25 protein-coding genes are annotated in these 25244 nt (G+C 60.6%); 7 read left to right on the top strand and 18 right to left on the bottom strand.

Annotation, left to right across the window (positions count from 1 at the left end):
• Positions 1 to 64: 64 nt before the first annotated feature.
• Genes mprF through argH form a run of 6 tightly spaced genes read right to left on the bottom strand, consistent with a single transcriptional unit; the run spans position 65 to position 8586 of the window.
• Positions 65 to 2647, bottom strand: a complete 2583-nt coding sequence (gene mprF / locus HY2_RS10350) for a bifunctional lysylphosphatidylglycerol flippase/synthetase MprF (protein WP_081815015.1) — start codon at positions 2645 to 2647, stop codon at positions 65 to 67.
• Positions 2648 to 2656: 9 nt separating this feature from the next.
• Positions 2657 to 5416 (bottom strand): DUF4175 domain-containing protein, encoded by a 2760-nt coding sequence (locus tag HY2_RS10345; protein ID WP_146617190.1) that lies wholly within the window; start codon positions 5414 to 5416, stop codon positions 2657 to 2659.
• Positions 5395 to 6669, bottom strand: a complete 1275-nt coding sequence (gene lysA, locus HY2_RS10340; RefSeq protein WP_034827320.1) for a diaminopimelate decarboxylase — start codon at positions 6667 to 6669, stop codon at positions 5395 to 5397. Before lysA ends, HY2_RS10345 begins: the two co-directional genes overlap by 22 nt.
• Entirely contained in the window at positions 6670 to 6936 is a 267-nt protein-coding gene (locus HY2_RS10335) for a hypothetical protein (RefSeq protein WP_034827318.1), read from the bottom strand.
• A 9-nt stretch (positions 6937 to 6945) separates the two neighbouring features.
• Positions 6946 to 7176, bottom strand: a complete 231-nt coding sequence (lptM, locus tag HY2_RS17480) for an LPS translocon maturation chaperone LptM (RefSeq protein ID WP_034827316.1) — start codon at positions 7174 to 7176, stop codon at positions 6946 to 6948.
• 6 nt (positions 7177 to 7182) lie between these two features.
• Complete coding sequence (gene argH, locus HY2_RS10325) at positions 7183 to 8586, bottom strand: argininosuccinate lyase (protein ID WP_034827315.1); 1404 nt, start codon at positions 8584 to 8586, stop codon at positions 7183 to 7185.
• A 33-nt stretch (positions 8587 to 8619) separates the two neighbouring features.
• Here argH and HY2_RS10320 point away from each other — a divergent pair, with 33 nt between their 5' ends.
• A complete protein-coding gene (locus tag HY2_RS10320; protein WP_034827313.1) occupies positions 8620 to 9204 on the top strand; it encodes a TlpA family protein disulfide reductase in 585 nt (194 codons plus the stop codon).
• Here HY2_RS10320 and HY2_RS16805 read toward each other — a convergent pair.
• From HY2_RS16805 to rpmE, 3 genes are all read right to left on the bottom strand, one after another.
• Complete coding sequence (locus HY2_RS16805) at positions 9190 to 9939, bottom strand: hypothetical protein (RefSeq protein WP_051594906.1); 750 nt, start codon at positions 9937 to 9939, stop codon at positions 9190 to 9192. The genes HY2_RS10320 and HY2_RS16805 overlap by 15 nt on opposite strands.
• A gap of 79 nt (positions 9940 to 10018) precedes the next feature.
• Positions 10019 to 10519 (bottom strand): thermonuclease family protein, encoded by a 501-nt coding sequence (locus HY2_RS16800; RefSeq protein WP_051594905.1) that lies wholly within the window; start codon positions 10517 to 10519, stop codon positions 10019 to 10021.
• A 167-nt stretch (positions 10520 to 10686) separates the two neighbouring features.
• Positions 10687 to 10905: a 50S ribosomal protein L31 gene (gene rpmE, locus HY2_RS10305; RefSeq protein WP_034796429.1), complete on the bottom strand. Its 219-nt coding sequence runs from the start codon at positions 10903 to 10905 to the stop codon at positions 10687 to 10689.
• A 170-nt stretch (positions 10906 to 11075) separates the two neighbouring features.
• Here rpmE and HY2_RS10300 point away from each other — a divergent pair, with 170 nt between their 5' ends.
• The gene (locus HY2_RS10300) at positions 11076 to 12908 is read left to right on the top strand and encodes an ABC transporter transmembrane domain-containing protein (RefSeq protein WP_034827311.1); all 1833 of its coding nucleotides are present in this window, start codon (positions 11076 to 11078) and stop codon (positions 12906 to 12908) included.
• A 5-nt stretch (positions 12909 to 12913) separates the two neighbouring features.
• Here HY2_RS10300 and HY2_RS17555 read toward each other — a convergent pair whose 3' ends face one another.
• The 4 genes from HY2_RS17555 to efp all read right to left on the bottom strand — a co-directional run bounded on the left by HY2_RS17555 (position 12914) and on the right by efp (position 16136).
• Positions 12914 to 13078 carry a hypothetical protein gene (locus HY2_RS17555; protein ID WP_199285701.1) on the bottom strand — a complete coding sequence of 55 codons (165 nt, stop codon included), beginning with the start codon at positions 13076 to 13078 and terminating at the stop codon, positions 12914 to 12916.
• Between the two features lie 72 nt (positions 13079 to 13150).
• A complete protein-coding gene (locus HY2_RS10290; RefSeq protein ID WP_034827308.1) occupies positions 13151 to 14647 on the bottom strand; it encodes a flavin-containing monooxygenase in 1497 nt (498 codons plus the stop codon).
• Positions 14648 to 14745: 98 nt separating this feature from the next.
• On the bottom strand, positions 14746 to 15561 hold the full coding sequence (locus HY2_RS10285; protein WP_034827306.1) for an inositol monophosphatase family protein: 816 nt from the start codon (positions 15559 to 15561) through the stop codon (positions 14746 to 14748).
• Positions 15562 to 15569: 8 nt separating this feature from the next.
• Positions 15570 to 16136, bottom strand: a complete 567-nt coding sequence (efp, locus tag HY2_RS10280) for an elongation factor P (protein ID WP_034827304.1) — start codon at positions 16134 to 16136, stop codon at positions 15570 to 15572.
• Positions 16137 to 16326: 190 nt separating this feature from the next.
• On the opposite strand from efp, the gene HY2_RS10275 reads away from it, so the two are divergent.
• Entirely contained in the window at positions 16327 to 16665 is a 339-nt protein-coding gene (locus tag HY2_RS10275; protein WP_034827302.1) for a DUF4282 domain-containing protein, read from the top strand.
• Here HY2_RS10275 and thiE read toward each other — a convergent pair.
• Positions 16662 to 17339, bottom strand: a complete 678-nt coding sequence (gene thiE / locus HY2_RS10270) for a thiamine phosphate synthase (RefSeq protein WP_034827342.1) — start codon at positions 17337 to 17339, stop codon at positions 16662 to 16664. The genes HY2_RS10275 and thiE overlap by 4 nt on opposite strands.
• Positions 17340 to 17430: 91 nt before the next feature.
• Here thiE and HY2_RS10265 point away from each other — a divergent pair, with 91 nt between their 5' ends.
• Both HY2_RS10265 and HY2_RS10260 read left to right on the top strand, forming a co-directional pair.
• Positions 17431 to 17940 (top strand): MarR family winged helix-turn-helix transcriptional regulator, encoded by a 510-nt coding sequence (locus HY2_RS10265; protein WP_034827301.1) that lies wholly within the window; start codon positions 17431 to 17433, stop codon positions 17938 to 17940.
• A gap of 66 nt (positions 17941 to 18006) precedes the next feature.
• The gene (locus HY2_RS10260; RefSeq protein WP_034827299.1) at positions 18007 to 19008 is read left to right on the top strand and encodes an aldo/keto reductase; all 1002 of its coding nucleotides are present in this window, start codon (positions 18007 to 18009) and stop codon (positions 19006 to 19008) included.
• 75 nt (positions 19009 to 19083) lie between these two features.
• On the opposite strand, the gene HY2_RS10255 is transcribed toward HY2_RS10260, so the two are convergent.
• The 4 genes from HY2_RS10255 to gap all read right to left on the bottom strand — a co-directional run bounded on the left by HY2_RS10255 (position 19084) and on the right by gap (position 23198).
• Positions 19084 to 19980, bottom strand: a complete 897-nt coding sequence (locus tag HY2_RS10255) for a fructose bisphosphate aldolase (RefSeq protein WP_034827297.1) — start codon at positions 19978 to 19980, stop codon at positions 19084 to 19086.
• A 342-nt stretch (positions 19981 to 20322) separates the two neighbouring features.
• Positions 20323 to 21522 carry a phosphoglycerate kinase gene (locus HY2_RS10250; protein WP_034827294.1) on the bottom strand — a complete coding sequence of 400 codons (1200 nt, stop codon included), beginning with the start codon at positions 21520 to 21522 and terminating at the stop codon, positions 20323 to 20325.
• The gene (locus HY2_RS10245) at positions 21522 to 22157 is read right to left on the bottom strand and encodes a class I SAM-dependent methyltransferase (RefSeq protein ID WP_034827293.1); all 636 of its coding nucleotides are present in this window, start codon (positions 22155 to 22157) and stop codon (positions 21522 to 21524) included. Before HY2_RS10245 ends, HY2_RS10250 begins: the two co-directional genes overlap by 1 nt.
• Before the next feature lie 33 nt (positions 22158 to 22190).
• Positions 22191 to 23198: a type I glyceraldehyde-3-phosphate dehydrogenase gene (gap, locus tag HY2_RS10240; protein ID WP_034827291.1), complete on the bottom strand. Its 1008-nt coding sequence runs from the start codon at positions 23196 to 23198 to the stop codon at positions 22191 to 22193.
• Between the two features lie 191 nt (positions 23199 to 23389).
• Here gap and HY2_RS10235 point away from each other — a divergent pair, with 191 nt between their 5' ends.
• Together HY2_RS10235 and HY2_RS10230 are read left to right on the top strand one after the other, a co-directional pair.
• The gene (locus HY2_RS10235) at positions 23390 to 24292 is read left to right on the top strand and encodes an aldo/keto reductase (protein WP_034827289.1); all 903 of its coding nucleotides are present in this window, start codon (positions 23390 to 23392) and stop codon (positions 24290 to 24292) included.
• Positions 24289 to 25218 (top strand): DMT family transporter, encoded by a 930-nt coding sequence (locus HY2_RS10230; RefSeq protein WP_034827287.1) that lies wholly within the window; start codon positions 24289 to 24291, stop codon positions 25216 to 25218. The genes HY2_RS10235 and HY2_RS10230 overlap by 4 nt, the downstream gene beginning before the upstream one ends.
• Positions 25219 to 25244: the final 26 nt, after the last annotated feature.

The raw sequence follows: 25244 nt of genomic DNA, 5'->3' as shown, positions 1-25244 counted from the left end.
GTCGTTTCCCTGATTCTATTATCTTGCCCCAGAAAGCAGGGCAGGGGCCTGTGTGCAAGCCATGCTATTTCCGAAACATGCTGACCAGACCGCCACTTGTGAGAATCGCAACATCAGCGAGCGCCGTTGCTACGCCGCGGGAATTGGAGGTTGCCAGATAGAGTGGTTCCCAGTCCGGGCGGAATTTCTGCTTGTAGGCGCGCAGGCCCTCAAAGCCATAGACGCTGCCGGCATGTTCATAGATGAAGGTACCGAGCCGGCTGAGCGCGGGGGCCAGGCGGTGACTTTCCAGACCGGCCAGCGGCGCCATGCCCAAGTCAAAACGCTCCCCACCCTGATCTTTCGCCCATAGCAGCAGCTGAATGAACAGATACTCCATCACGCTTTTCGGCGCGGCAGAGGAAAAGCGCATCAGGTCAATCGCCCGGTCGCGCTTGCCTGCGCCTTCCCAGATATTCGCAAACGCGACGATCTCATCGCCCAGGCGCGCAACGCCGACAGGAGAGCGAGCAATATAGTCAGGGTCAAAACGGCCGAGGGAGAAGCTCTTCTCCGCGCCTTCGTGTGCGGCCAGCCAGTCATCCGATACGGTAGCCAGCTGGTCCATCACGGCGGGCACACTCTCTAAGGGGATAATGTCAAAGCTTAGGCCATCGCGTTCGCCCCGGCGTACGGTCTGGCGCAAGCCGGATCGCGCAGACCCTTCCAATGAGAAATCCGCCAGCGGAATGATCGCTGTTTCGCCCACCTTTTGAACCGTCAGGCCAAGGTCTGCGGCAAGCGGCAGGAAGTCCCGGCTGACGGCATAGAAAACAGTGCCACACCCGGCAGCGTCTGCAGCTTCCCGGAATGACCATACGAGAGACGGGAACTCGTCCGGGTCTCCGACAGGCTCGCTCATCGCGATCCAGCTGCGTCCGCGCGGAGAGAACATTATGAAGGAATTGCCGCTGGTGCTGAAATGGAATTGCTTATCCCCGGACAAGGCAAGTGCTGCATCGGGCCGGGCCGCCTTGGCGGTGGCGATAAGATTGGCGATGGTATCCGTCGTTGGCGGAGCTTCTGTTTGTGCGGGTCTTTTTACGGGGCGTAGCCAATTCCAGGCCAGGAACAGCAGGCCCAGCGCGCTGACGCCGCCTGCCGCCCGCAGGAAGCGGGATGTCCCGCCATGTAGCGCGAATTGCCACCACAACTCATCGCGATACTCGACATGCTCATAGGAGAAGAAGCCCAGCCAGATGGCTGCGCCGATCGTGGCGGCGATGGCCAGTAACACTACTGGCGTAAGTTTGACCGAAGACAATGGTGTCGCGCGATAGAACGCCCCGCGTGACAGCGCCAGCACGCTCAGCACCACCGCCAGCGGAACAGCCTCTCCCAGCGTCGCGCCCTTCGCCAATGTCAGCCCGATGCCTAATATCAGTAGGACAAGGCCTGCCGCCCACGCATGGCTGAGTCGCCGGGCGAGGCCGTTCGCAACGATCAGCAACAGGAAGCCGACAATCGAGGCAAGGAAGTGGGACACTTCAATTACCGGCAAAGGCAGGAAGCGTCCGGCTTCCTGCAGGGCACCGGGCAGCGCAGGGGTCATTGCGGCGGCCAGCATGTACGCACCACTGGCAAAGGCCAGCAGGGCAAACAGAGGCGGGGTGAACAGGTCTGCGAGACCTCCGGCACCCTGGCTGACGCCTTTCAGCACCTGCCTGTGGGATTGCGCGATCGTACTGGCGCCAAGAGCCAGCCCGGCCAGGGCCAGAGGCATCAGGTAATAGATTGCGCGAAACAGAATAAGCGCTCCGATAACTGCCTCAACGGGCTGGGAGGGCACCAGCAACAGGATAATCGCTTCGAACGCGCCGATGCCGGCGGGCAGGCCGCTCAGGCCTCCGGCGAGGCAGGCGAGGGCAAAGATCGGCAGGAAGCCGACAAAGCCAAAGGGCGTACTCTCAGGCAACAGTAGATAGAGAACCAGCGCAGCCATGGACCAGTCCACAAGACTGGCAAATAGACGATAGCCTGCCGAGGCAGGCGTCACGCCGGCAATGGACAGATTGCGCCAAAGCAGGGCTCCCGCGCCTGCCAGACAGACGCCGCCGATCAGAACAGACAGAATAATCGGCATGCCATAATGCTGCTGTAACGGCCCGGGCTCCAGTAAGAGTCCGGCCCCAGCTATGATCAGGGCACCAACATATAGGCCCATCCGCTTGATGCGTACAAACAGCGCGCAGTCTTCAGGTGGCAGGCCTGCCTGCAGGTAGATGCGCGTCTGTAGCGCGCTACCCAGCAGGACAAGGCTGCCCACAGTGCTTCCGACCGCATTGGACGTAAAAGAAGCAATCGCCAGATCCTGACGCGGCGGCCGGGCTGTCAGATGACGGAAGGCAATGAAATCCTGAAAGCTGAGCGCGGCATGACCGAGGAGCGTGGCAACCATGGTCGCAAACAGAATGCTGGCTGAGTATGCATTGAGATGCCAGTACACACCATTCATGGACACGCTGCCCAACTCGGTATGGATCAGATAGATCGCCACGATAAAGCTGGCCAAGGCCCATATGGGGGCGAGCCTCTGCCATGGCGGTGGCCATCTGCCCTGCCGTGTTAGAGGGGAGGCATCTGGAGGCAGGTCATCCGTGGGCGTCATGGATCTGGCCTAGAATCTGTCGAGCAGTCGTCTCAGATATTCGCGTTCTTCTTCGTCATCGGTCTGATTATACCGGCGACGTAGTTCTTCGAGAATGTCCTTGGCTCGCTGGCGTTCGGTCTGGTCCGGAATGGTAACTTGTTCTCCGCTATTGCCAGCGCCGCCAGCTGGGCGGCCAAAAGGATCGCTCTCTGCGGCGTCCTGTCCGGTACGCTCCTGCTGCAATGCGTCGAGGCTTTGCGCCAGATCGCGGGCGACATCGGACAGGCCATTGGTGGCACGTTCCTGGTTCAGCGTGGCGCGGCCTTCATCCCCCTGTTGCAGCGCATCTTCGGCGCCGCGCTGGGCCCGGCGAATGGCTTCCAGCGCATTGGGGTCAATCTTGCCTTCCAGGGCATTCTCGCCTCCCGCGCCTTCGCCGAGGCCGTTCTGGCGGGCGAATTCTTCGACCAGGCGGCCGAGACGCGCTTGACGCTCTGCCAGGCTCTCGCCCTCGCCAGCGCCTTGACCCCGCTCATCGGTCTCTGCGAAGGCGCCGGTTCCGCTGCCGGGGCGTTCGCCGCCTTCCTGTCCTTCCCCGCCAGGGGCGGCCGTCTGCCCACCGCTGGACTCGCCGCCGCCCGGCTGGCCGGAATCCTGTCCTGGCTGTGCGCCCTGCTGACCAGGTTGCTGGCCTGGCTCCTGCCCACCTTGTTGGGACTGACCGCTTTCGCCCGGTCGTTCGCCGCGCTGCTGGGCGAGTGTATCATCATTCAGCTGACGCTGTTCGCGCAGGATTTCAGACAGGCGACGCATTGCATCGGTCAATTCCTGTTCTTCCGGGGGCAGATCGTCCTTTTCGCCATCGGCTTGTTGTCCTGGCAGGCCGGGCATTCCGCCAGAGCCGCTGCCACCCTTTTGGAATTCCAGATTCTGCAGCATGTTGGTGATGTCAGACAGCAATTGCCGGGCTTGATCGGTCGCGCCCGTCTCGGTCAGATCCTGCAAGGCGTTCAGCATGTCTTCGAAATCCTGACCGCCTAAATTTGGCGCACCCGCCGATGCTTCGCCATCCATTGGCATTTGCGGGGCATCTCCGCCATTCGCCATGGCCTCAGCCATGCGGGCGGCAAGATATTCATTGGCCGCGTCCCGGAAGGCTTCCATGCGCTGGCGGATTTCATCTTCAGATGCGCCATCCCTCAGAGCCTGTTCCAGGGCACGCCGGGCGGCCTCCAGACGGCGCAGGGCATCTGCCGCACTGCCATATTCTGCGCGCAGGGCCAACGCCCAAAGAAGCGGGTCTACCTGTTCGGCTTCCGCTTTGGTGCCGGCGGCAGAGAGAATGCCTTCTGCAGTTCGAAACGTCAGGTACACGCCCTGATCCGGCAGATAGCGTTCGCCCTTATAGGTCATGGCGTCCAGCATCAGAGCTGCTTTCTGGATGTCTGGCGGCGCGGCATCCAGACGGTTTGCCGCCTGAGTATTCACCGCGCCCTGTATCAGCGCATCGTCATTCTTCGGCAGCTCTTCATAGTCTCGGGGTTCGCGCAGTACGGTGACGCGCACTTCCTGGGCCACGCGGGCAATCGGGTCCAAGAACAGCTTTTCTGGCAGCTTGAACTCAAGCTCGTCACTCATGCCCTGCTGGCCCGCCCCATCGGTGGCGACCAGGCGCATCTTGACCGGCAGTCCGGCCCAGCGATGGCGGGTCAGGTCCAGTTGTGTGGTTTCGGTCACTTCTGTCGGGAAGGTGCCGGGCAGGGGCACGGGCACGCGATCCTCGGCTTCGGGCGCGGCGGGATTTGGCTCCTGCAGGCGGATGACCAGTTCCAGCTTGTTCACGCCGTAATCATCTGTGGCAAACCAGGTGAATTCGGTCCGATCCTGTCGGCCCATTTGCGGGGCTTTCACAAAGCGTGCGGATGGGGAATCGTCCGGTGAGGCCAGAAATTGCCAGCTTGCCCGCTCGCCCCACCAGTTCACGGACAGGCGCGTATCTTCCATGATCTTCGCGCGCGCTTCATAGGCGCCGTCCGGGGTTGCTTCAAAGATCTGACGGCGCGTCTTCTCCCCGTGCAGCACCAGTTTCGGGGCAGTCGGTGCTTCGGTGCGCAGCGTCACTTCCGAGCCTTCCGGCACCCGGACATCGTTCAGGCCGGGTTTCAGGAAGATCGGCGCACGGCCTGTATGTTCCGGCGGGGTGATCCAGGCCTCGACCACCATATTGTCCGCGCCGACCAGGGCACCATAGTCCGGGAAAAAGGCTCGCTTAAGGCGGCCCGGAATGTCCGGCCCGGCAATGATCGCCATCAGGACGATCAGGCTCGGCACGATCAGGCGCATCCGGTAGGGGTCAAGCCGCTGCCAGTCCGCTTTCAGGGAGGGCGGATTCAGACGCTCGATCTCGCGATAGAGGCGCGCGCGGTGTTTCTGCCACAGCGTATAGGCCCCGCGCGACGGGTCTGCGGGGCGGTCTGTCAGGGAAGAGACCGGCCTTAGGTCAGACTGGCGGTCCAGCATGGCGGCGGCATCGGCCCGGCTTGCAGGCGTGAAGCGGCGCCATCCGCGTACAATGAAAACAACCGACCCGGCCAGGAAAATAAGGGTCGTCACCGCCGCAGCGGCGCGGTTCATGCGATCAAAGCCCCCGGCCAGCGCGATGGCCATGAAGGTGCCGATGAAGACCAGAAATGGCCACCAGGTTTGGAAAAAGGCAAGCAGCGTCAGCTTCCGCTGCGTGGCGGAAACCTTCGCGTCTAGCGCTTTCATGCCGTCGGGGTCAGCCAATCGGGCACCTTTTCCAGAGCAATCATCTCCTCAAAGTCCGGGCGGCGGCGGATAATGTCAAATGACGCTCCGTTTACCAGAACTTCCGGGACAAGTGGGCGGGCATTGTAGGTGGAGGACAGCACGGCTCCATAGGCCCCGGCTGACATGAAGGCGATGCGCTGGCCGGGGCGCAGGGCTGGCAGTTCCCGGTTCTTGGCGAATTTGTCCGTCGATTCACAGATCGGGCCGACAACATCATAGGTTTTGCGATCAACGCCTGCGCCGCTTTCTTCCAGCGGCATGATGTCATGATGGGCATCATAAAGGGCCGGGCGGATCAGGTCGTTCATGCCGGCATCAATGATCAGGAAATTCGTGTCCGGGGCCTGTTTCTCGTACAGAACCGTGCTCAGCATCACGCCGGCATTGCCGGAAATCACCCGGCCTGGCTCCAGAATAACCTGCAGGCCCATGCCTTCGGTAACCTCTGCAATCATCGCGGCATAGGCGGAAGGCGGCGCCGGATCATCGCTCGCCTTGTAGGGAATTCCGAGGCCGCCGCCCAGATCAATGCGCTGGATGTCGTGACCTGCCTCACGCAGGCGGCGCGTCAGGCCAATGACTTTCTCAAATGCCGCGCGCATGGGGACCAGATCGCCGATCTGGCTGCCGATATGAACATCTACGCCAACCACGCGAATGCCGGGCAGGTTGGCCGCTTCGGTATAAAGGGCCTCTGCGTCGCTCCACGGCACGCCGAATTTGTCGCCCTTTTTGCCGGTCGAGATGTTGGGATGGCCGCCCGCGGCAACATCCGGGTTCACGCGGATGGCAATTGGGGCTTCAAGATTGTTCATCGTGGCAACTTCAGACAGGCGGCGCAGCTCGCCTGCGCTTTCCACATTGAACTGGTGGATGCCGGCCTGCATGGCCAAGCGCATTTCCTCGGCCGTCTTGCCGACGCCGGAGAACACGATCTTGCCAGCCGGGATGCCGGCTTTCAGGGCACGTTGCAGCTCCCCGCCGCTGACGACATCCGCGCCGCAACCCTCACGCGCCAGCGTAGAGAGCACGCCAATATTGCCATTGGACTTCACCGAAAAGGCGATCAGGCAATCCTGCCCCTCAAAGGCCGACGCGATAACGCCTGCATGGCGCACAAGCGTGGCAGAGGAGTAGACATAACATGGTGTGCCGACTTCATCGGCAATCCGGTTCAGGTCCACATCCTCGCAATGAAGTCGACCGTCCTTATAGGTAAAATGGTGCATTTAGTCTGTGATCTCACCAAGACCGCCATCATCGACGGAGGTTGTGGGTTTGGCCTCGGGAATGACGCCGCCCCATTGATTCGTACCGGGTTCATCAGTCTGTGTCAGGTCCAGACTGCTGGCCACGCCAACCGGTTCATAGGCCTGCGCCTGGGGCGTGACGGAATAGGTGGTTTCGGTCGGCTCGCTCTGGCAGGCGGCAATCAGGCATATGCCGGTCAGGCCGACGGCCAGCCGCACGGCAGTCAGACAGTTTGCGGGTTTCATGAGGTCTCCTTACGTCCCGCCCAGCAGCTCGTCATCTGCATCGGAGGTGTCATCCTCGTCAGGACGGTCCGGCAGGTCAGGCAAAGTGCTCTGTCTCTGCTCTGGCATGTCGGCAGCTGCGACATCACCCTGCGGATCACCCCAGAGCGGGCCGGGGCGTTCAAGGTCTCCGGTCAGGCCGCAGGCAGCCAGATTGGCAGCAGCGATCAATGCCGCAGAAAGGAGGAGAGGGCGTTTCATCAATGACTACTCCAGTCGAAGTCTTTGTTTCCACTGTGCCACTTGTTCAGCGACGCGAACAGGGCTTGTAGCGCCATAAGATGTCCGAGATGAGGCAGAGGCCTCAACCGTCAGCACATCGAACACGCTGTTCGTGATATCCTTATGGACTGTCTGCATTTCGTCCAGAGTCAGGTCAGACAGATCGCAGTTCTTTTCTTCCGCCTTGGCAACCAGTTGCCCTGTCACATGGTGCGCTTCGCGAAAGGGCAGGCCCAGTTCGCGGACCAGCCAGTCGGCCAAATCGGTTGCCGTGGAGAAGCCCTTGGCGGCGGCGGCGCGCATGTTTTCCGGTTTGAAGCGGATGGTCTCGATCATCCCGGTCATCGCGCGGACGCACAGATTGAACGTATCGAAGGCCTCAAAGGTCAGGCGCTTGTCGTCCTGCAGGTCTTTCGCATAAGCCAGTGGCAGTGCCTTCACCGCGCCTTGCAGCGAGATGTAGAGGCCGGAAATCAGGCTCGCCTTTGCACGGATCAGCTCGGCGGCATCTGGATTGCGCTTTTGCGGCATGATGGACGAGCCCGTCGACCAAGCATCGGTCAGCTGGGCAAAGCTGAATTGCGCGCTGGTCCACAGCACGATTTCTTCGGCCAGGCGCGACAGGTGTGTCGCCGCAATAGAGAGCGCTGCCAGCGCCTCAAGCGCAAAATCGCGCGCAGACACTGCATCGAGAGAATTTGCCATCGGCCGGGCAAAGCCGAGAGCCTCTGCCGTCATGTCCCGGTCAATCGGGAAGCCGGTACCAGCCAGGGCAGCAGAGCCCAGTGGACATTCGTTGAGGCGCTCGGCGCAGCCCAGCAGGCGGGAGCGGTCGCGCTCGGCCATTTCGACATAGGCCAGCAAATGATGGCCCAGCGTCACCGGTTGCGCGGTCTGCAAATGGGTAAAGCCCGGCATGATCGTCTCGGTATTCTCGCCCGCGCGCCTTACCAACGCGCCTTGCAGCCCGGCCACCAGCTGCATGGACTCGCCCAGTGCGCCGCGTGTCCACAGGCGGAAATCTGTCACGACCTGATCGTTGCGGGAGCGCGCGGTGTGCAGGCGTCCGGCCGGTTCGCCGATCAGCTCTTTCAGGCGCGCTTCGACATTCATGTGAATGTCTTCCAGTTCGCGCCGGAACGGGAAGCTGCCGTTTTTCAGCTCTTCCAGAACCTGGTCCAGGCCGCCCTGAATGGCTTCATTATCCTTTGCGGAAAGGATGCCCATTTCCGCCAGCATGTCAGCATGGGCGCGGCTTCCGGCGATATCTTCCTGGGCCATGCGGCGGTCGATATCGAGAGATGCGTTGATCTCTTCCATGATCTCCGACGGGGTCGCGGCAAAGCGTCCGCCCCACATTGTCTGGCCTTTGCCTGTTGTCACTGCCATATCCCTTCAAACTAGCATTGGAGACTGAGCCTGATGACCCGTCTGGCCTATATCGCCCTCTTCTTGGTCGGCCTGATCGCAATTGTCTATGCGCTGATGAGCGCAGCGGGTGGAAAAGCCCCGGAAAACCGTCTGGAGAAGTTCGCCGTGGGCGAAATCCAGAAGCTTGATTTTTCCAAGTCAGGCACTCCGGCCGCCGAAGCGCCCTTCTATCTGCAAGATGGCACCCCTGTCACGCTGCAGGACTATAAAGGCAAGGTGATCCTCGTTAATTTCTGGGCGACATGGTGTGCGCCGTGCGAACGGGAGATGCCTTCCCTCGGCGCCCTGCAGACAGCCCGGGAGAGCGACCGGTTCGAAGTTGTTGCGATCAGCGTGGATTCCGCCGAGGATAAGGCCTATGCTGCCCAGCGCCTGACGGAACTCGGTGCCAGCAATATCGACTTTCATATCGTGACGCCCGAACAATATGAACTGGTATATGATAGCGGTGTGCAGGGTTTCCCGACCACAATCCTGTATGATGTGGACGGCAAGGAAATTGCCCGCCTGGCAGGCGATGCGGACTGGAGCTCAATTGAGGCGATCGGCCTGATCGACAAACTAGTCGAGAATTGAAGCCTGCAGCTTCACACGGGAGGCCTGTGTCGCCAGAAGGGGCACAGGGGCTGTTGCACCTGACATGACGGGCCCGTCACTAGGCCACATGCGTGCCAGCAATTCGGTCTCCATCTGCAGATCACGGGCCTCTTCCAGCTGATAGGCCAGGTTGCGTGCCTCTGCCGCCAGGCCATAGGCCAGCTCATAGCGGTGCGGTTCCGTAATGGCGGAATCCACCACGCCTGCTTCATATTCGGTCACGCAATTGTCCATCAGGAAGCCGACCAGGGCGGCGGGCTCATTCTCTGTCAGGGCAAACATGTCGGCCAGATGCGCATCGGCAGCGGCCAGACGGGCATCAATATCCTTCGGCGGCGCGCCAGCTTCGATGGCGAGTGCGATATTGTCGAAACGGTTTGCGTCAAAGCCGATCACCTGAAGCGCCGCGCGTTCGGCATCGGGTATTTCTGCCCCGATGCGGTAGAAATGCCAGGCCGCATTTTCGGCTTCGCCCGCCTGATAAAGCGTCTTGCCCGCCGCGAATTGAGCTGCGGCAAAAGCGAGGCGTTTGTCGGCAGAGAGAACGCGGATCGTATCGCCCGAGCCGATATCTGTCGCATCCTGCCGCGTGCCCGTCTCTTGCGGTGCATAGGTGGGTGTGCGCGCCGGGCCGGTGTTGTCCCCGCAGGCAGTGACCAGGCCCAGCAATGCGGCGCTGAGGGCTGTAGGATGGAAGAGGGGTGGGCGCAGCATGGGCGTCCTCCTGCAGTGCGGTCTTCAGGGGCTCAAGCCTAAGCGTTCTGCTGATGACCGCAACCACCTGGCAGTCATCTCATGGGGTTAGAGACTTTGCTGCGCGCTTGTATTTGGACGAGCACCAGTCCGGCTTTGGATCGCCGCCATCATAGTCCCAAGCCTGATGTGTCCCGGCAGCGATCAGTGTCTTGGCCAGATCCTTGCCATCAATGTCGAGATCCACGACGAGGCGCTCATAGCGATCCGGTCCATAATCTCGGGTGACGGCAATTGTCTTGCCTTCTGTCAGCTCCAGCACCTTTTCCTTGGCCAGATAACCAAGCTCGCGTTCGGATTCGCAATCGGCGCCACCGATCTGTTTCGGGCTGCGGGTTTCCGGGGCGTCGATGCCGTGCAGGCGGAATTTTGTGCCGTCGGCAAGTCGTCCTGAATCGCCATCTGACCAGTAGACGATGCCATCCTGCTCTTTGGGCGCGACCTCTGTCATCGCCTGCGCGGCCAAGGCAATGGCGGCGGCGACCCCGGCCAGCACGGCCACCGAGGAGAGGATGGGTTTGAGCTGCGATGCGAACGACATGGCTTACCTCCGTCAGTATCGGAGGCAGGCTGGGGCTGTGTGGTTAAACCCCGGTTAAGCAAACCGGAGGGCGGCCCTGTCTGACAAAAGTGTAAGGTTCAAAACGAAAAACCCCGGCTGAGAGCCAGGGCTTTCCCACTATACGCATCATGCGAAACGAAAATCGCTTACATGAAGCCTTTGAACTTGTCTTTGAAGCGGGAGACGCGGCCGCCGCGGTCCAGCATCTTGCCGTCGCCACCGGTCCAGGCCGGGTGAGACTTGGAGTCGATGTCCAGAACCAGACGGTCGCCTTCGCTGCCGAAAGTGGAGCGCGTCTGGTACTCGGTGCCATCGGTCATCACCACGGTGATGAAGTGATAGTCGGGATGACCTTCTTTTTTCATGGCCTTCGCCTCTCTTGAACTCTAAAGGACAACCGCGCTCTGCCGTCATTAGGGTGCGCGGGCTTGTCTCAGCCTGTTTTCGAAGTGGCGCGTGTAACTGAAAGAGGCCATCTCTGCAAGAGGCAGCTCGCAGGGAATCTGACAGGCCACTGAAAGGGATTGATAGCAGCATGGCTGACACTGATAGCCAATACGTGAATGATCGTCGCACGACTGAGCCTGACGGAGGGGCTGCGATCAATCGGCCCAAGGCCAAGAGCCTGAAACCATTGAAACTTTTGATGCCCTATGTGCGTCGTCACTGGGTGACGGTCATGGTCGCGCTGATCTTCCTTGTGCTGGCCGCCGCGGTCAGCCTGGCCATCCCGATGCTGTTGGGAATGGCAGCGGATGCCGGCAAGAAGGCACAGAATTCTCCGTCGCAACTTCTGGAACTAGTCGACCGGGCGTTTCTCTGGGTGGCCGTTGCTGCCATTTTCTCGGGCGTTCTGGGAGCCGTGCGGTTTTATTTTGTCTCCCGTTTCGGAGAGCGGATCGCAGCAGACCTGCGCCGCGATCTCTATGCTCACCTGCTGACCCTGTCGCCGCGTTATCATTCGAAGATGCGCTCGGGCGAGGCTGTCTCACGCCTGACAGCCGATGTGACCCTGATCGAGACCTTCCTCGGCTCCTCTGCCTCGCTCGCCACCCGCACATTGCTGACCACGTTTGGCGCGCTGACCATGATGCTGGTCGTCAACTGGAAGCTGGGTCTGACCCTGTTGGCCATGCTGCCGATTGCCATCCTGCCGGTCATGTTTATTGGCCGGATCATCCGGAAGATGTCGAACACGGCGCAGTCCCGCCTTGCAGATGCGGGCTCGGAAGCGGCTGAAGCGCTCGACGCGATTGAGCTGGTGCAGGCCTATAACCGTGAAGACAGCCGCTTGGCCGCCTTTACTGAAGCTGTGGAAGCCACTTTTACCGCGGCCATGCGCCGGATCGGGGCGCGGTCTGTGATGATCGTGCTGGTCTCCGTCCTGCTGTTTGGCGGTTTTGTCGGTGTGCTCTGGCTTGGCGCGCGGGCCGTGGCGACAGGGGAGATGAGCTTTGGCGATCTCGCCTCCATGGTGCTCTACGCTCTGTATGCGGGATCCGGTTTCGGCATGCTGGCGGAAGTCTATGGTGAAGTGATGCGCGCGGCGGGCGCTGCAGACCGGGCCGCAGAAGTGCTGAATGCGGAACCGGAAATTTCCGCGCCGATACAGCCGGTTGCCCTGCCGCAAAAGGTCACCGGCGCCCTGACCTTCGATCATGTCACTTTCCGCTATGGCGGCGAGACGGTTTCCGCGCTGGAGGATTTTTCTCTCAACGTCCGCCCCGGCGAATTCGTGGCTCTTGTTGGTCCCAGTGGCGCGGGCAAGACGACCGTCTTCCGTCTGGCGCTGCGTCTGTTTGACGTGCAGTCTGGCAAGGTGATGCTGGATGGCGTCTCCGCGCTGGAGGCCACGCCACGCGACTGGCGCCAGCAATTTGCCTATGCGCCGCAGGAATCCGCGCTCTTCACGGGCACGGCGCGACAGAACATTGCGTTCGGAACGGACAATCCCGATGACGCCATTCTGGAACATGCCGCCCGCATGGCTGAGGCGATGGACTTCCTGTCCCACAAGGATGGCCTGGATACCGATCTTGGCCAGAAGGGGCGTAGCCTGTCCGGCGGCCAGCGCCAACGGGTCGCGCTGGCGCGGGCACTGGTACGGGATGCGCCGGTCCTGCTGCTCGACGAGGCGACCTCTGCGCTTGATTCAGAAAGCGAAGCGGCTGTGCGCCGCGCGATTTCCAACGCCGCCGAAGGACGCACGACCCTGGTCATCGCGCACCGCCTCTCCACCGTGCGCCGGGCAGACCGGATCATCGTGATGGAACATGGCCACATCGTCGAAGAAGGCACACATGAGGAACTGGTCGCGAAGGGTGGCCTCTATGCCCGCCTTGCCGAATTGCAGTTTGCGGAAGGGTAGGGGGATTAGGCCCGCTTCTTGCGCAGCTTCTTTACTTTGCCATCAATCGTGAAGGCGAAGGCAAGTGACAGGATCAGGGGCACCCAGATCGGCAATTCTCCCAGTCCCGGCGTATTCAGGGCTGCTGCCAGATGGTCGTCCACGCACCACCACAAAAGCCATAACCACATAATCAAATCTCCATGCATCAGGCCCCTACATCTCAGATATAGGGGCCGGGTACGGGGATTGATAGATTGGGCTTATTCTGCGGCCTGAAGGGTGGGCCTGGCGGCCCCCGCCTCTTGGGACGTCATGAATTTCATCACGCCATCTTCAATGGGCAGCTGGCGCAGATTCTTCCGGTCCGTGAAGTAACTCTGGTGCAGCTTCCACGGCGCTTCGGTGTGCTGGCGCGGGAACTGGTCCATCACGCGCTGGAAATAACCGGAGGAAAAATCCACAAAGGGCTCTGTCTCGTTCGGATAGGCGGAAAGGTAGGGCATGGCAGAGGTCGCGCCCTTTTCGTCCATCGTGTTCAGCAGGCGGCAGACATATTCACTCGTCAAGTCTGCCTTTAGCGTCCAGGACGCATTCGTGTAGCCGAACGTCACCGCCAGATTGGGCACATTGGACAGCATGACGCCTTTGTAGTTCAGCAATTGTCCGGGATTGACCTCCGCGCCATCCAGCGAGACATTCACCCCGTTCATGAACACCAGATTGAGGCCCGTGGCCGTCACCACAATGTCTGCGTCCAGCGTCTTGCCGGATTTCAGCTGGATACCATGTTCCGTAAACGTCTCGATATGGTCGGTCTCGATACTGGCCTTGCCGCTTTTCAAGGCATTGAAGAGATCGGAATCCGGCACAAGGCAGAGGCGCTGTTCCCACGGATTGTAGGCCGGGTTGAAATGCGTCTCGACCGGATAGTCAGGGCCCAGCTCATCCTTCACCATGCCGATCAGGCGCTCGCGGGCCTGCTGCGGATTGCTGCGTGTCTGTTTGAAGAAGAATTGCTGGAGGGCGACATTCCGCCAGCGGATCAGGCTGTAGGCCCAGCTATCCGGCATGATCTTGCGCAGGAAGTTCGCCAGCTTGTCCACGGCCGGGCGCGAGACGACATAGGTGGGCGAGCGCTGCAGCATGGTCACATGCCCGGCCTTATCGGTCATCGCGGGCAACAGAGTCATCGCCGTCGCGCCGGAGCCGATGATGACGACTTTCTTGCCGGAATAGTCAAGGTCTTCCGGCCAGTGCTGCGGGTGTACGAACTGGCCCTTGAAATTGTCTTGGCCAGGAAAGTCAGGGCGGTAGCCCTGATCATAATTGTAATAGCCGCCGCACATGAAAAGGAAGCGGCAAGTCGTGACGGCGCGCGTTCCGGCCTTGTCCTCATGCGTCACATGCCAGGCCTGATCTTCCGTAGACCAATCGGCCTTGACGATCTTGGTGCCGAACTTGATGTGGGGTGTTATGCCGTACTCGTCTGCGGTTTCCTCGACATAGCTGCGGATGGAGGGGCCATCGGCGATGGCCTTGGCGGCGGTCCAGGGTTTGAAATTATAGCCCAGCGTGTGCATGTCGCTGTCAGAGCGGATGCCCGGGTAGCGGAACAGATCCCATGTGCCGCCAATCGCATCGCGCTGCTCGAAGATCTGATAGGTCTTTTCGGGGCATTGCTTGCCCAGATGCACAGCCGCGCCGATGCCAGAAAGCCCGGCACCAATGATCAGAACGTCTGTATCTGGCTCTATCATGCATGTCTCCTGCCCGTTTCGACCTATAAAGCCAAAACATGACGCCTGTGTCACGAAAATTCTGACACAGTGTGTGCAGGAACGTGCTCGGGAAGGGCCTAGGACTGCTTGCCGAAAGAGGCTGCGTGGCGCAACTGCTTCTCGATCAGGGGCTGCAGGTCTGCATTGGAGGCCAGTACCGAGCCGGTCGACATCACGTCGCCCCCGTCAATCTCCTGAACCACACCGCCTGCCTCACGCACCAGAACGATGCCGGCGGCAATATCCCATGGCTTCAGGTCGCGTTCCCAGAACCCGTCAAAACGTCCTGCGGCGACCCAGGCAAGGTCCAGCGCCGCCGAGCCATAGCGGCGGATGCCGGCACAGGCAGGCGTCATGGCCAGCAATTCACGGGCAAAGCCGGTATGGGCGGCTTCGGACTTGCCATGCCAGGGCGTGCCGGTCGCGATGACGGCTTCGTTCAGGCGGTTGCGGGCAGCCACGCGTAGTTTGCGCTGCTCCAGCCACGCCCCCCGGCCGGTTTCAGCCCAGAAGATTTCATTCTTGGCGACATCGTAGACAACGCCGGTCAGCAGCTTGCCTTCACGTTCCAGAGCGATGGAAACGGCATAATGCGGCTGGCCGTGCAGGAAGTTCAGCGTGCCGTCCAGCGGATCGACGATGAACTTGTTGGACTTGTCCGTCCCCTCCACAATGCCGCTTTCTTCCATGATGAAGCCATAGCCCGGACGGGCCTTGGACAGCTGTGTGTAGATGATCTCTTCAGCGCGATGGTCGGCATTGGAGACGAAATCGGCAGGGCCCTTCTTTGAGACCTGCAGGTTTTCGATTTCACCAAAGTCGCGCGCAAGGGCGCGACCTGCAGCGCGGGCGGCTGCAATCATCACGGTTCCGACGGGGGAGGGTTTGGACATGTCTGACCTTAGTCTGCGCGGCGGAGATAAGTGGAATCAGCGGTCTGCACGACGATCTTCTCGCCCGTGCCGACAAAGGGCGGCACCATGACGCGCACGCCGCCGGTGCAGCTGGCAGGCTTGAAGCTGTTTGCCGCGGTCTGGCCTTTGACGACCGGTTCGGTTTCCTCAACTTCCAGGATCACCTGTTCCGGCAGGGAGACGCCAATCGGCTGCTCACCATAGAATTCGATTTCGACCGTCATGCCGTCCTGCAGGAAGGCGCCCTGCTCACCAATGAAGTCACGTTGAATGGCAATTTGCTCGAAGCTTTCCTGATCCATGAAGGTGAAGGCGTCATCGTCTGCGAACAGGAACTGGTGGTCTTTCTGCTCCAGGCGGACCTTTTCAACTGTCTCGGAAGAGCGGAAGCGGACGTTGGCCTTGGAGCCATTCATCAGGTTGCGCAGTTCCACCTGATTGAACGCGCCGCCCTTGCCGGGCTTGACGGAAGCGGTCTTCAGGGCGCGCCAGACGCTGCCATCATGTTCGATGACATTGCCGGGCTTGATCTCATTGCCATTGATTTTGACCATGGGAGGTATCCTTTTGAAGGTTTGGCGGGGGCGTAAGCCTTTGGCCTGAAACGGTCAAGCCGGGGTGTGTTAATCCGCCTGCAAAGTGGGCGGGGCCTTATAAACCGGGCCGGTTTTTCCCGCCAGTATTCACAAAACCCTGCAATCATGAGCAGAATGGGAATTCCACTGCCAAAGAAGGGGGCAAGTCATGTTTCAACGCTTTCTAACTTTTGACAAACTGATCGGCACAACGCTGATCAAGGTGCTATACTATATCGGTCTGATCGGCATCGCGCTGTATGCGGTCATCATGCTGCTGTCAGGCCTTGGGGTGATGGTCAGCCAGAGCTTTATCGGCGGCATCGGCATGATCGTCGCGGCGATTATCGGCGGCGCGATAAGTCTGTTATTCTGGCGCTTCATGTGCGAGCTTTACATGCTGTTCTTCCGCATCAGTGATGATGTGCGGGAGATCAAGGAAATGAAAGCCGGAACGCCGCCATCTGCTGCGGCTTCGGGCACATCAACGGCACCATCCGAATTCTAGGCTTTGGTCTGGTCCAGACGGTCCAGGATCTTGTTGAACTCTGCCACTGCGGCCGGGGCCCCGGCCGGGTGGTTCCACACGCCTGAGGAAACGGCCACGAAGTCTGCGCCTGCAGTGACAAGCGCTTCGGCATTGTCCACCGTGATGCCGCCAATCGCGACGCAGGGGATTTCCATGCTTTCCTGCCAGATTTCCAAGAGGTCCAGGCTCGCCTCTACGGTGCCGGTCTTGGTGTCGGTGGGGTAGAAGGCACCAAAGGCGACATAGTCTGCGCCGTCTTCGCCGGCCTGCATGGCGACATGACGGGAATTCTTGGCCGTCGCGCCGATGATCATCTCCTTGCCGACCAGATCGCGCGCTTTTTTAACCGGCATGTCATCCCAGCCGAGATGCACGCCATCCGCGTTCAGCTCCATGGCTAGTTCCGGGCTGTCATTGACCAGTACGGCCACGCCATAGGCCTGTGCCATCTCTGTTACAGCCTTGCCGACGGTGCGCGTCGCGTCCAGGTCAATTTCGCCTTCCGCAGTCTTCAGGCGCAGCTGCAGACACGCAACATCGCCCGCATTCAGCGCCGTTTCAAGCAGGGCGGCAAAGCCGTCCACATCCTCGATCCGGGGCGGTGTGATCAGGTAAAGCCGTGTACGCGGGCGGATATAATCTGTGTCGCTCATCAGCGCGATGTGAGGCGTACAGACCGCATCGTCAAGCAGGCAAGCCATACGCTCCCTTGACGCTACTCTGTTAGGCTCCTAACTAACTGGTATGTTTCTGCTCAAGGATCTTCCTCAACAAGGCGTTCTGGACCGGTTCGCCGAGAGGTACGGGTCAGTTTCGCATGCGCGCCTCTCTCTGTTCCTGGAAGTGATGAGGTGCGGGTCAGACCTGTTGGTGGAACTGGACAGTTTCCTGGAGACTTTTGACTTGACGCATGGGCGCTGGATCACATTGGTTCTGTTGATGCGGGAGGCTGACGAAACTGCGCGACCGGTAGATCTTGCGGCCAAGCAAGGCGTCACCCGTGCGACAATGACCGGGCTCTTGCAGCGGCTGGAAACAGATGGCCTGGTCACCCGCATGCCTGATCGTGAAGATGCCCGCAGTGTAAAGATCAGACTGACCACAGAAGGGGAAGATCTGTTGCAGAAGATCATGCCTGAATATTACCGCCGCATCGGGCAGCTGATGCAGGGCATTCCGGATGAGGCCCTGGCGACAGCGACGCAGATCATCCGACAATTGAGTGCAGACGCGACAATTCTGTCCCAGCCATAGCGCCCTGCGGGTCTGCAAGACTGCGCCGCAGTTCAGTTACACGCACATAGTAAGGAGACTAACAAAATGAATTTGATCCGTAAATTTGGACATACCGGCACCTCTCAGGCGGCCATCGGGCTTGGCTGTATGGGCATGTCGGAATTTTATGGTGAGACAGATGATGCCCAGTCGCTTGCGGTGTTGCACCGTGCGATGGAGCTTGGTGTCACTTTGTTCGATACGGCAGACATGTATGGCGACGGCCATAATGAAGTCCTGCTCGGCCGGTTTCTGAAGGAGGTGACGGGAACGCCCTTTATCGCCACTAAATTCGGCATCCGGCGCGACAAGGAAGACGGTACCCAAGCCTATCAGCGGGTAATCGACAATTCTCCCGCCTATATCCGTACTGCCTGTGAGGCCTCGCTGAAGCGCCTGGGGGTTGAGGCAATAGATCTCTATTACATGCACCGCTACTCGCCGGACTATGCCCTAGAGGAGGCGATCGGAACCCTTTCGCGGCTGGTGGAAGAGGGGAAGGTCAAGGCCATTGGCCTGTCGGAGGTTTCGGCGGATACGCTGCGCCGTGCCCATGCCATCCATCCGGTTTCAGCCGTGCAGACGGAATATTCCCTGCAGACACGCGATGTCGAGGCAGAGGTACTGCCGGCCTGCCTCGAACTGGGGATTGCCCTGGTTGCCTACAGTCCGCTGGGGCGGGGTATGTTGTCTGGTCAGATCACCTCACGGGAGGCTCTGGCGGAGGATGATTTCAGGCGTTTGTCACCACGCTTTGAGGAGAATGCCCTGAAGCAGAATGTAGCGCGTTTGGATGTTCTCAAGTCCATAGCTGCAGCGCATGAAGCCAACCCGGCACAAATCGCCCTCGCTTGGGTGCTGCATCAGGGGCAGGGTGTCTTTGCCATTCCGGGCACCAAGCGCGTTTCCTATCTGGAAGCCAATGTCGCTGCGGCGGAGATTGCGTTGACCGCGGACGATCTTGCGCGGCTGGATCAGGCCTTCGCCCCAGGCACGGTGCAGGGCGCGCGGTATCCTGAGGCAGGCCTGAAGACTGTGAATACCTGAGCCGAGTCTGGCAGCCGGCATGAAAAAAGGCGGCCCCTGAAAAGGCCGCCTTTAAAGATCAGGGGTTTGACGCGTCTAGCAGCCGACCTTGGAGGCCTGATAGATGCTGTCGATCGTGGCGGCGAGGGTTGTGTTGAACTCCTCGTCGCTCTGGCCGGCAGACAAGCCTTCGGTCAGCGCGCGGGAGAAGCTGGCGATCATGCCTTCATTTGCGGCAAGTTTGTCGCAGGCTTCCTCCCGGGAATAGCCGCCGGACAGGGCAACGACGCGCATCACACGCGGATGGTCCACCAGCGGCTTGTAGAGGTTTGCCTTGGTCGGCAGGGAAAGCTTCAGCATCACTTTCTTGTCTTCGCCCAGCGCGTCCAGCTGTTTCAGGATCTCGGCCAGAAGCATCTCTTCGGCCTCGGCCTTGTCGGCGATGGTGATCGTGACTTCCGGCTCGATGATCGGCATCAGGCCGTGACCGAGGATCTGACGGCCGATGTCAAATTGCTGCGCCACAACCGCGGCGATGCCCTCGGCATTGGCGGCGCTTATGACCGAACGCATCTTGGTGCCATAGATGCTCTTGGTGTTGGCGCGCTCCAGAAGGTGGTCCAGGTCAGGCATAGGCTTCATCAGCTGAACGCCATTGGCTTCATCAGCCAGGCCCTTGTCCACTTTCAGGAAAGGAACAACCTGGTGCTCGTTCCAGAGATATTCAGCGGTCGGCGTTCCATCGATTTCGCCATCCATGGTCCGTTCAAAGAGAATTGCGCCGATGACTTTCTCGCCATTGAAGGCCGGGGCCTTGATGATGCGGGCGCGCATATCATGGATCAGGCCGAACATTTCTTCATCATTGGAATAGGCATCTTCATTCACGCCATACAGGCGCAGCGCTTTCGGGGTGGAACCGCCGGATTGGTCCAGCGCGGCGATGAAGCCATTCTTCTCGGCAATTTGCCGGGCCATGGTTGCTTTGGTCATATGAGTTTCTCAACAGATCTTGATTGCGACATTTGCAAAGTTTGCATTCAAGTACCGTGCCTTTTTCACGGGTCAACCACTGCAAGCGGTACAGACGGGAAAAGGCCGGAATCGCCTGTCAGACAAGCGATTTGCGGGGTTGTGCCCTGTTTGATGGGGGCAAAACGGCCCAGACTGCTGGGGAAACAGGGTGCAATGCAGCAATCAAGTTTTACTGTGGGCCGGGCAGTACGGCTCATGGGAACGTTGTCATTCTTCCGCGTGCTGCGCGATTTGCCGCAGGCATAAAAAAGGCCTGTCCCGGAAGGGGACAGGCCTGCTGATCTGGATGGGGCCTGAAGATCAGGATTTGAGGGCTTCGACGCCGGGCAGGGGCTTGCCTTCCATCCATTCCAGGAAGGCGCCGCCTGCGGTTGAGACGAAGGTGAAGTCGCGCGCTGCATCGGCATGGTTCAGGGCCGCGACCGTGTCACCTCCGCCGGCCACCGCGACGAGCTTGCCTTCCTTGGCGCGGATGCCGGCAGCCTGGGCGGCAGAGACTGTTGCCTTGTCAAAGGGCGGCATTTCGAACGCGCCGAGCGGCCCGTTCCAGACCAGCGTTTTCGATTTGCCCATGGCGGCGACCAGTTGGGCCACGGACTTCATGCCGGCGTCGAGGATCATCTCATCCGCAGCCACGTCATTCGGTGTGCAGGTGCGGTTCTCGGCATAGGCAGCGAAGTCCTTTGCGACCACGACATCCACCGGAAGCAGGATTTCGCACTCATTCTTTTCGGCGATCTCCATGATCTCGCGGGCAAGGTCTGCCAGGTCATGCTCGCACAGGGATTTGCCGACATTAATACCCTTGGCGGCCAGGAAGGTGTTCGCCATGCCGCCGCCAATCGCCAGCTTGTCCACCTTTGTGACGAGGTTCTTCAGAAGATCGATCTTGGAGGAGACCTTCGCGCCGCCGACAACGGCCAGCACCGGGCGTTCCGGCGTGCCGAGGGCTTTCTCCAACGCGTCGAGTTCAGCTTCCATCGTGATCCCGGCATAGGCGGGCAGGAAGTGTGTAATGCCCTCAGTGGAGGCATGTGCGCGGTGGGCGGCAGAGAAGGCGTCATTGACGTAGATGTCGCCCAGCGCGGCCATGCGCTCTGACAAATCCTTATCGTTCTTTTCCTCGCCCGGCTCGAACCGTGTGTTCTCCATCAGGATGACATCGCCCGCAGGGCGGCTTTGCACAAAGGATTGCGCCTTTGGGCCAAAGCCGCAATTCTCTGCGAAATGTACCGGCGCGCCGAGCACTTTCGAGAAGGCTTCGGCGACAGGCTCCAGGCTCATCTCCGGAACGATCTGGCCTTTCGGGCGGCCGAAATGGGCCATCAGCACCACTTTCGCGCCAGCATCGCGCAGGGCGTTCACCGTGCCGAGCGCCGCGCGCAGGCGGGTATCGTCAGTCACCTTGCCGTTCTCCATCGGCACGTTGAAGTCAACGCGGACCAGGGCGGTCTTGCCGGTCAGATCCCCGGCATCTGCGATGCGTTTGAAGCTGGACATTACTTGCTCTCCGTTTTGCGGAATACGGCGCGCAACAGGGCGGCCGGTCCGGTATGATAGGGGCCTTCGCTCAGGGTCTCGATGCCGGTCCAGAAGGAAACAGGCTCGCCACCGGCGAAATCGGCTTTGATCTCTGCAGGGTCATATAGCAGGGCCGGATTGGGCGGGCCGCCGGACTGGTGGCTTTCCTGATACTGGCGTTGCGCTTTGGTGAAGCCTTCCAGGAACAGGTGGCCGCCAGCCTTCAGCGCTCCAAGCAGGCGAGCATGAAAGTCGGGCCGGAAGTCTGGCGGCATGTGCGCGAACATGATTGCGGCATGGTCGAAGCGGCCTTCTGGCCAGTCCCAGCTGGCCAGATCTGCTTCGATACAGGTGACGAAAACGCCGTGGCTGGCAGCCAGGTCTTCGGTTTTGGAGAGGCCGGAGGCGGACATGTCCACAGCAGTCACATCCAGTCCGAGCCGGGCCAGAAATACAGCGTCCCGGCCTTCACCGCTTGCCGGAACAAGCGCCTTCTGGCCGGGACGGAACAGGTCTGAAAAGCCCATCAGCAGGCGGCTGGCGCGCTCTCCATAGGCAAACCCGTCTTCGCTGAATCTGGAATTCCAGAATTCTGCCTGGTCGGGTCCGCTCATGAGGAATCCTTTCAGCCGCCTGGGAAACAGGCCCTAGATCAGTTTGGACATGACGAGCGCAGTGTCGCTCATGCGGGTCGCGAAGCCCCACTCATTGTCATACCAGGACAGGACGCGAACCATCGTACCTTCGATAACCTGCGTCTGTGGCAGGGCGAAGGTGGAGGAGTGGGCATCGTGGTTGAAGTCAGAGGAGACCAGCGGCTTGTCGGTGTAGCCGAGCACGCCTTTCATGGCGCCGTCAGCGGCGGCGATGATGGCATTGTTGATCTCGTCGACATTGGTCGGCTTGCCGGCATCGAACACCAGGTCAACGACGGAGACGTTCGGCGTCGGCACGCGCACGGAGGAGCCATCCAGCTTGCCCTTCAGTTCCGGCAGGACCAGGCCGACGGCCTTGGCAGCGCCGGTGGATGTCGGGATCATGGACATGGCAGCCGCGCGGCCGCGATAGAGATCCTTGTGCATGCGGTCCAGTGTCGGCTGGTCGCCTGTGTAAGAATGGATCGTCGTCATGTAGCCGCGCTTGATGCCGACCGTGTCGTTCAGAACCTTGGCGACCGGGGACAGGCAGTTCGTGGTGCAGGACGCGTTGGAGACGACAAGGTCATCCTTGGTCAGCGTGTCATGGTTCACACCGTAAACAATGGTCTTGTCGGCATTGGTGGCCGGAGCGGAGACCAGAACGCGCTTGGCGCCGGCTTTCAGGTGGGCAGAGGCCTTTTCCTTGTCGGCGAAGATGCCGGTGCATTCCATCGCGATGTCGATGTCCAGCTCGGCATGCGGCAGGTCAGCGGGGTCGCGTACGGCAGTGCAGAGGAATTTGCGGTCACCAACGATGATCGTGTCGCCCTCAACCTTGACCTCGTAAGGCAGCCGACCATGCACAGAATCATACTGCAGCAGGTGGGCATTTGTCTCGACCGGGCCGAGATCGTTGATGGCAACGACTTCGATGTCCTTGCGGTCATGCTCGATGATCGAACGAAGGACGAGACGGCCGATACGGCCAAAACCATTGATTGCAACGCGAACGGCCATGAAAAATCTCCTCGGAGCGGCAGGCTGAAAATCTGTTGGGCCCTTTACGACGCTGGGACGTTTTCGTCCACCCGCATGCCATGCGGCAGCGCGACGCTTGCTATCTAGGGAGGGAAGATGGCGCTTAAAAGGCATGGACTTGCCGAAGACAGCCGCCTATGGCCTGATCGCCTGTCAGTGAGGAAAGCTTCATGCGTCAGGTGAAAATCGGCACAACGGGACCGGAAGTCGGCGCGCTCGGCTATGGCTGCTGGCGGTTTCTGGGGCACAGTCTGTCTCAGGCCGAGACATTGATCGAGACAGCGTTGGATCTGGGCATGATCCTGATCGATACTGCTGATGTCTATGGTTATGGCGGGCCGGGCTTTGGCGCCGCCGAGGCCCTGCTGGGCAAGGTGATCGCGGCGAGCCCTGAACGCCGCCGCCGTATGGTGCTGGCCACCAAGGGCGGGATCATTCCGCCTGAGCCCTATAATTCCAGCCGGGACTATCTGGTGTCGGCCTGTGAGGCCTCTCTGGACAGGCTGGGCGTGGAGCAGATCGACCTCTACCAGATTCACCGGCCGGATCTGCTGACCCCCTGGGAAGAGGTGGCCCGCGCGCTGGAAGACCTGATCGAGGCGGGCAAGATCCGCCAAATCGGCGTATCCAATTTCAGCCCGGCGCAGACCCGCGCGCTGCAGGCGCACCTTGCCCCGCGCATTGTCAGCACCCAGCCGGAATTTTCCGCCATGCATACCGCGCCCATGGAAGATGGCACGCTGGAATGGTGCCAGGAAATGAATGCGGCGGCGATTGTCTGGTCTCCACTGGCGGGCGGCAGGCTGGCCGATAGCTATGTGCCGGGGGAGGGCGATCCGCACACGCTGCTGGCTTTGCATGTGGAACTGGACCGGCAGGCGCATCAGCATGGCGTCAGACGCAGCGACATTGCCCTGGCCTTTGTGCTGAAGCATCCGGCACGGCCGGTGGCGCTGCTGGGCACTCAGACGCCTGAGCGGTTGACCGCAGCCAGACGAGCACTGGAGGTGAACATGTCCCGCCGTGACTGGTACGCCATTCTTGAGGCGAGCCGCGGGACGCCGATGCCATGAGTGCGCGCCTGCCGACAGGGCGCAGCGCGTCTGACTGGAGTCTGTTTTCTGTGCTGACCCTCTTCTGGGCCGGTGCCTATGCGCTGACGCGTGTGGCGGTCGACAAGGGCAATCCTGAGATGGGCCTGCCGGTGGCCTGGGTGCTGCCGGGCCGACTGGTGATCGGCGCTGTAGTGCTGTGGATCATCATGCTGGCACGGGGGCAGCGCCTGCCACCCCTGGCAGACCGGAGGCGCTGGCTGGTGATCATCAGTATGGGGCTGACCGGATCGGTCTTTCCCTTTTTCCTGATCACGACCGCTCAGCAAACGGTCAATTCCAGCCTTGCCGCGCTTTACACCGCAGCGGTGCCGATCTTCGTGGCCAGCGGGGCGACTTTCCTGTTCCATGACGAGAAGATGACTCGCAGTTCGCTGGTGGGCGTGCTGATCGGCTTCGCCGGTATCATCGTGCTGTTCGGGCCGGATGCGATGAAGGGCCTTGGCAATGCGAGCGTGATTGCGCAGATCCTGCTGATCCTTGCCACAGTGAATTATGCCGTTTCCAGTCTTGTTGCGCGCGGGGCGCCGGTGATGGAGGCGATGCCCTTTGCGACCGGCTTCGTGACTGTCGCGGCCATCGTCTCACTACCGCTGGCTTTTACGGTGACGCCGGCTGACGTGAATGCAGACTGGGGCCATTGGGGTGCGGTACTGGCGCTGGGCATCGGGCCCTCGGCAGTGGCGCAGGCGCTCTACATGTTCCTGATCGCGCGGACGAGCGCGACCTTCCTGTCTTTGACGGGCTATTCCATTCCGGTGGTGAGCGCGGCGCTCGGCTGGGTGTTCTTCCGCGAGACGCAGAGCTGGCAGGCGCTGGTGGCTTTTGTGCTGATCCTGGGCGGCGTATGGCTGGCGCGCGGTGGTGGCGGGGTGAAGGAAGGCTAGGGTTCCAGCTGCACATGCGACGCCCG

This window comes from Hyphomonas pacifica (assembly GCF_000682675.1).
Taxonomy (GTDB): Bacteria; Pseudomonadota; Alphaproteobacteria; order Caulobacterales; family Hyphomonadaceae; genus Hyphomonas; species Hyphomonas pacifica.
Note: the sequence above shows the minus strand (reverse complement) of the source record. Positions and strands in the feature narration are given on the sequence as shown.

What these genes read in the sequence shown, in the direction of transcription:
- mprF (WP_081815015.1), bottom strand. Translation starts at nt 2,647, where the DNA reads ATGACGCCCACGGATGACCTGCCTCCAGATGCCTCCCCTCTAACACGG.
- lysA (WP_034827320.1), bottom strand. Translation starts at nt 6,669, where the DNA reads ATGCACCATTTTACCTATAAGGACGGTCGACTTCATTGCGAGGATGTG.
- HY2_RS10335 (WP_034827318.1), bottom strand. Translation starts at nt 6,936, where the DNA reads ATGAAACCCGCAAACTGTCTGACTGCCGTGCGGCTGGCCGTCGGCCTG.
- lptM (WP_034827316.1), bottom strand. Translation starts at nt 7,176, where the DNA reads ATGAAACGCCCTCTCCTCCTTTCTGCGGCATTGATCGCTGCTGCCAAT.
- argH (WP_034827315.1), bottom strand. Translation starts at nt 8,586, where the DNA reads ATGGCAGTGACAACAGGCAAAGGCCAGACAATGTGGGGCGGACGCTTT.
- HY2_RS10320 (WP_034827313.1), top strand. Translation starts at nt 8,620, where the DNA reads ATGACCCGTCTGGCCTATATCGCCCTCTTCTTGGTCGGCCTGATCGCA.
- HY2_RS16805 (WP_051594906.1), bottom strand. Translation starts at nt 9,939, where the DNA reads ATGCTGCGCCCACCCCTCTTCCATCCTACAGCCCTCAGCGCCGCATTG.
- HY2_RS16800 (WP_051594905.1), bottom strand. Translation starts at nt 10,519, where the DNA reads ATGTCGTTCGCATCGCAGCTCAAACCCATCCTCTCCTCGGTGGCCGTG.
- rpmE (WP_034796429.1), bottom strand. Translation starts at nt 10,905, where the DNA reads ATGAAAAAAGAAGGTCATCCCGACTATCACTTCATCACCGTGGTGATG.
- HY2_RS10300 (WP_034827311.1), top strand. Translation starts at nt 11,076, where the DNA reads ATGGCTGACACTGATAGCCAATACGTGAATGATCGTCGCACGACTGAG.
- HY2_RS17555 (WP_199285701.1), bottom strand. Translation starts at nt 13,078, where the DNA reads ATGTGGTTATGGCTTTTGTGGTGGTGCGTGGACGACCATCTGGCAGCA.
- HY2_RS10290 (WP_034827308.1), bottom strand. Translation starts at nt 14,647, where the DNA reads ATGATAGAGCCAGATACAGACGTTCTGATCATTGGTGCCGGGCTTTCT.
- HY2_RS10285 (WP_034827306.1), bottom strand. Translation starts at nt 15,561, where the DNA reads ATGTCCAAACCCTCCCCCGTCGGAACCGTGATGATTGCAGCCGCCCGC.
- efp (WP_034827304.1), bottom strand. Translation starts at nt 16,136, where the DNA reads ATGGTCAAAATCAATGGCAATGAGATCAAGCCCGGCAATGTCATCGAA.
- HY2_RS10275 (WP_034827302.1), top strand. Translation starts at nt 16,327, where the DNA reads ATGTTTCAACGCTTTCTAACTTTTGACAAACTGATCGGCACAACGCTG.
- thiE (WP_034827342.1), bottom strand. Translation starts at nt 17,339, where the DNA reads ATGAGCGACACAGATTATATCCGCCCGCGTACACGGCTTTACCTGATC.
- HY2_RS10265 (WP_034827301.1), top strand. Translation starts at nt 17,431, where the DNA reads ATGTTTCTGCTCAAGGATCTTCCTCAACAAGGCGTTCTGGACCGGTTC.
- HY2_RS10260 (WP_034827299.1), top strand. Translation starts at nt 18,007, where the DNA reads ATGAATTTGATCCGTAAATTTGGACATACCGGCACCTCTCAGGCGGCC.
- HY2_RS10255 (WP_034827297.1), bottom strand. Translation starts at nt 19,980, where the DNA reads ATGACCAAAGCAACCATGGCCCGGCAAATTGCCGAGAAGAATGGCTTC.
- HY2_RS10250 (WP_034827294.1), bottom strand. Translation starts at nt 21,522, where the DNA reads ATGTCCAGCTTCAAACGCATCGCAGATGCCGGGGATCTGACCGGCAAG.
- HY2_RS10245 (WP_034827293.1), bottom strand. Translation starts at nt 22,157, where the DNA reads ATGAGCGGACCCGACCAGGCAGAATTCTGGAATTCCAGATTCAGCGAA.
- gap (WP_034827291.1), bottom strand. Translation starts at nt 23,198, where the DNA reads ATGGCCGTTCGCGTTGCAATCAATGGTTTTGGCCGTATCGGCCGTCTC.
- HY2_RS10235 (WP_034827289.1), top strand. Translation starts at nt 23,390, where the DNA reads ATGCGTCAGGTGAAAATCGGCACAACGGGACCGGAAGTCGGCGCGCTC.
- HY2_RS10230 (WP_034827287.1), top strand. Translation starts at nt 24,289, where the DNA reads ATGAGTGCGCGCCTGCCGACAGGGCGCAGCGCGTCTGACTGGAGTCTG.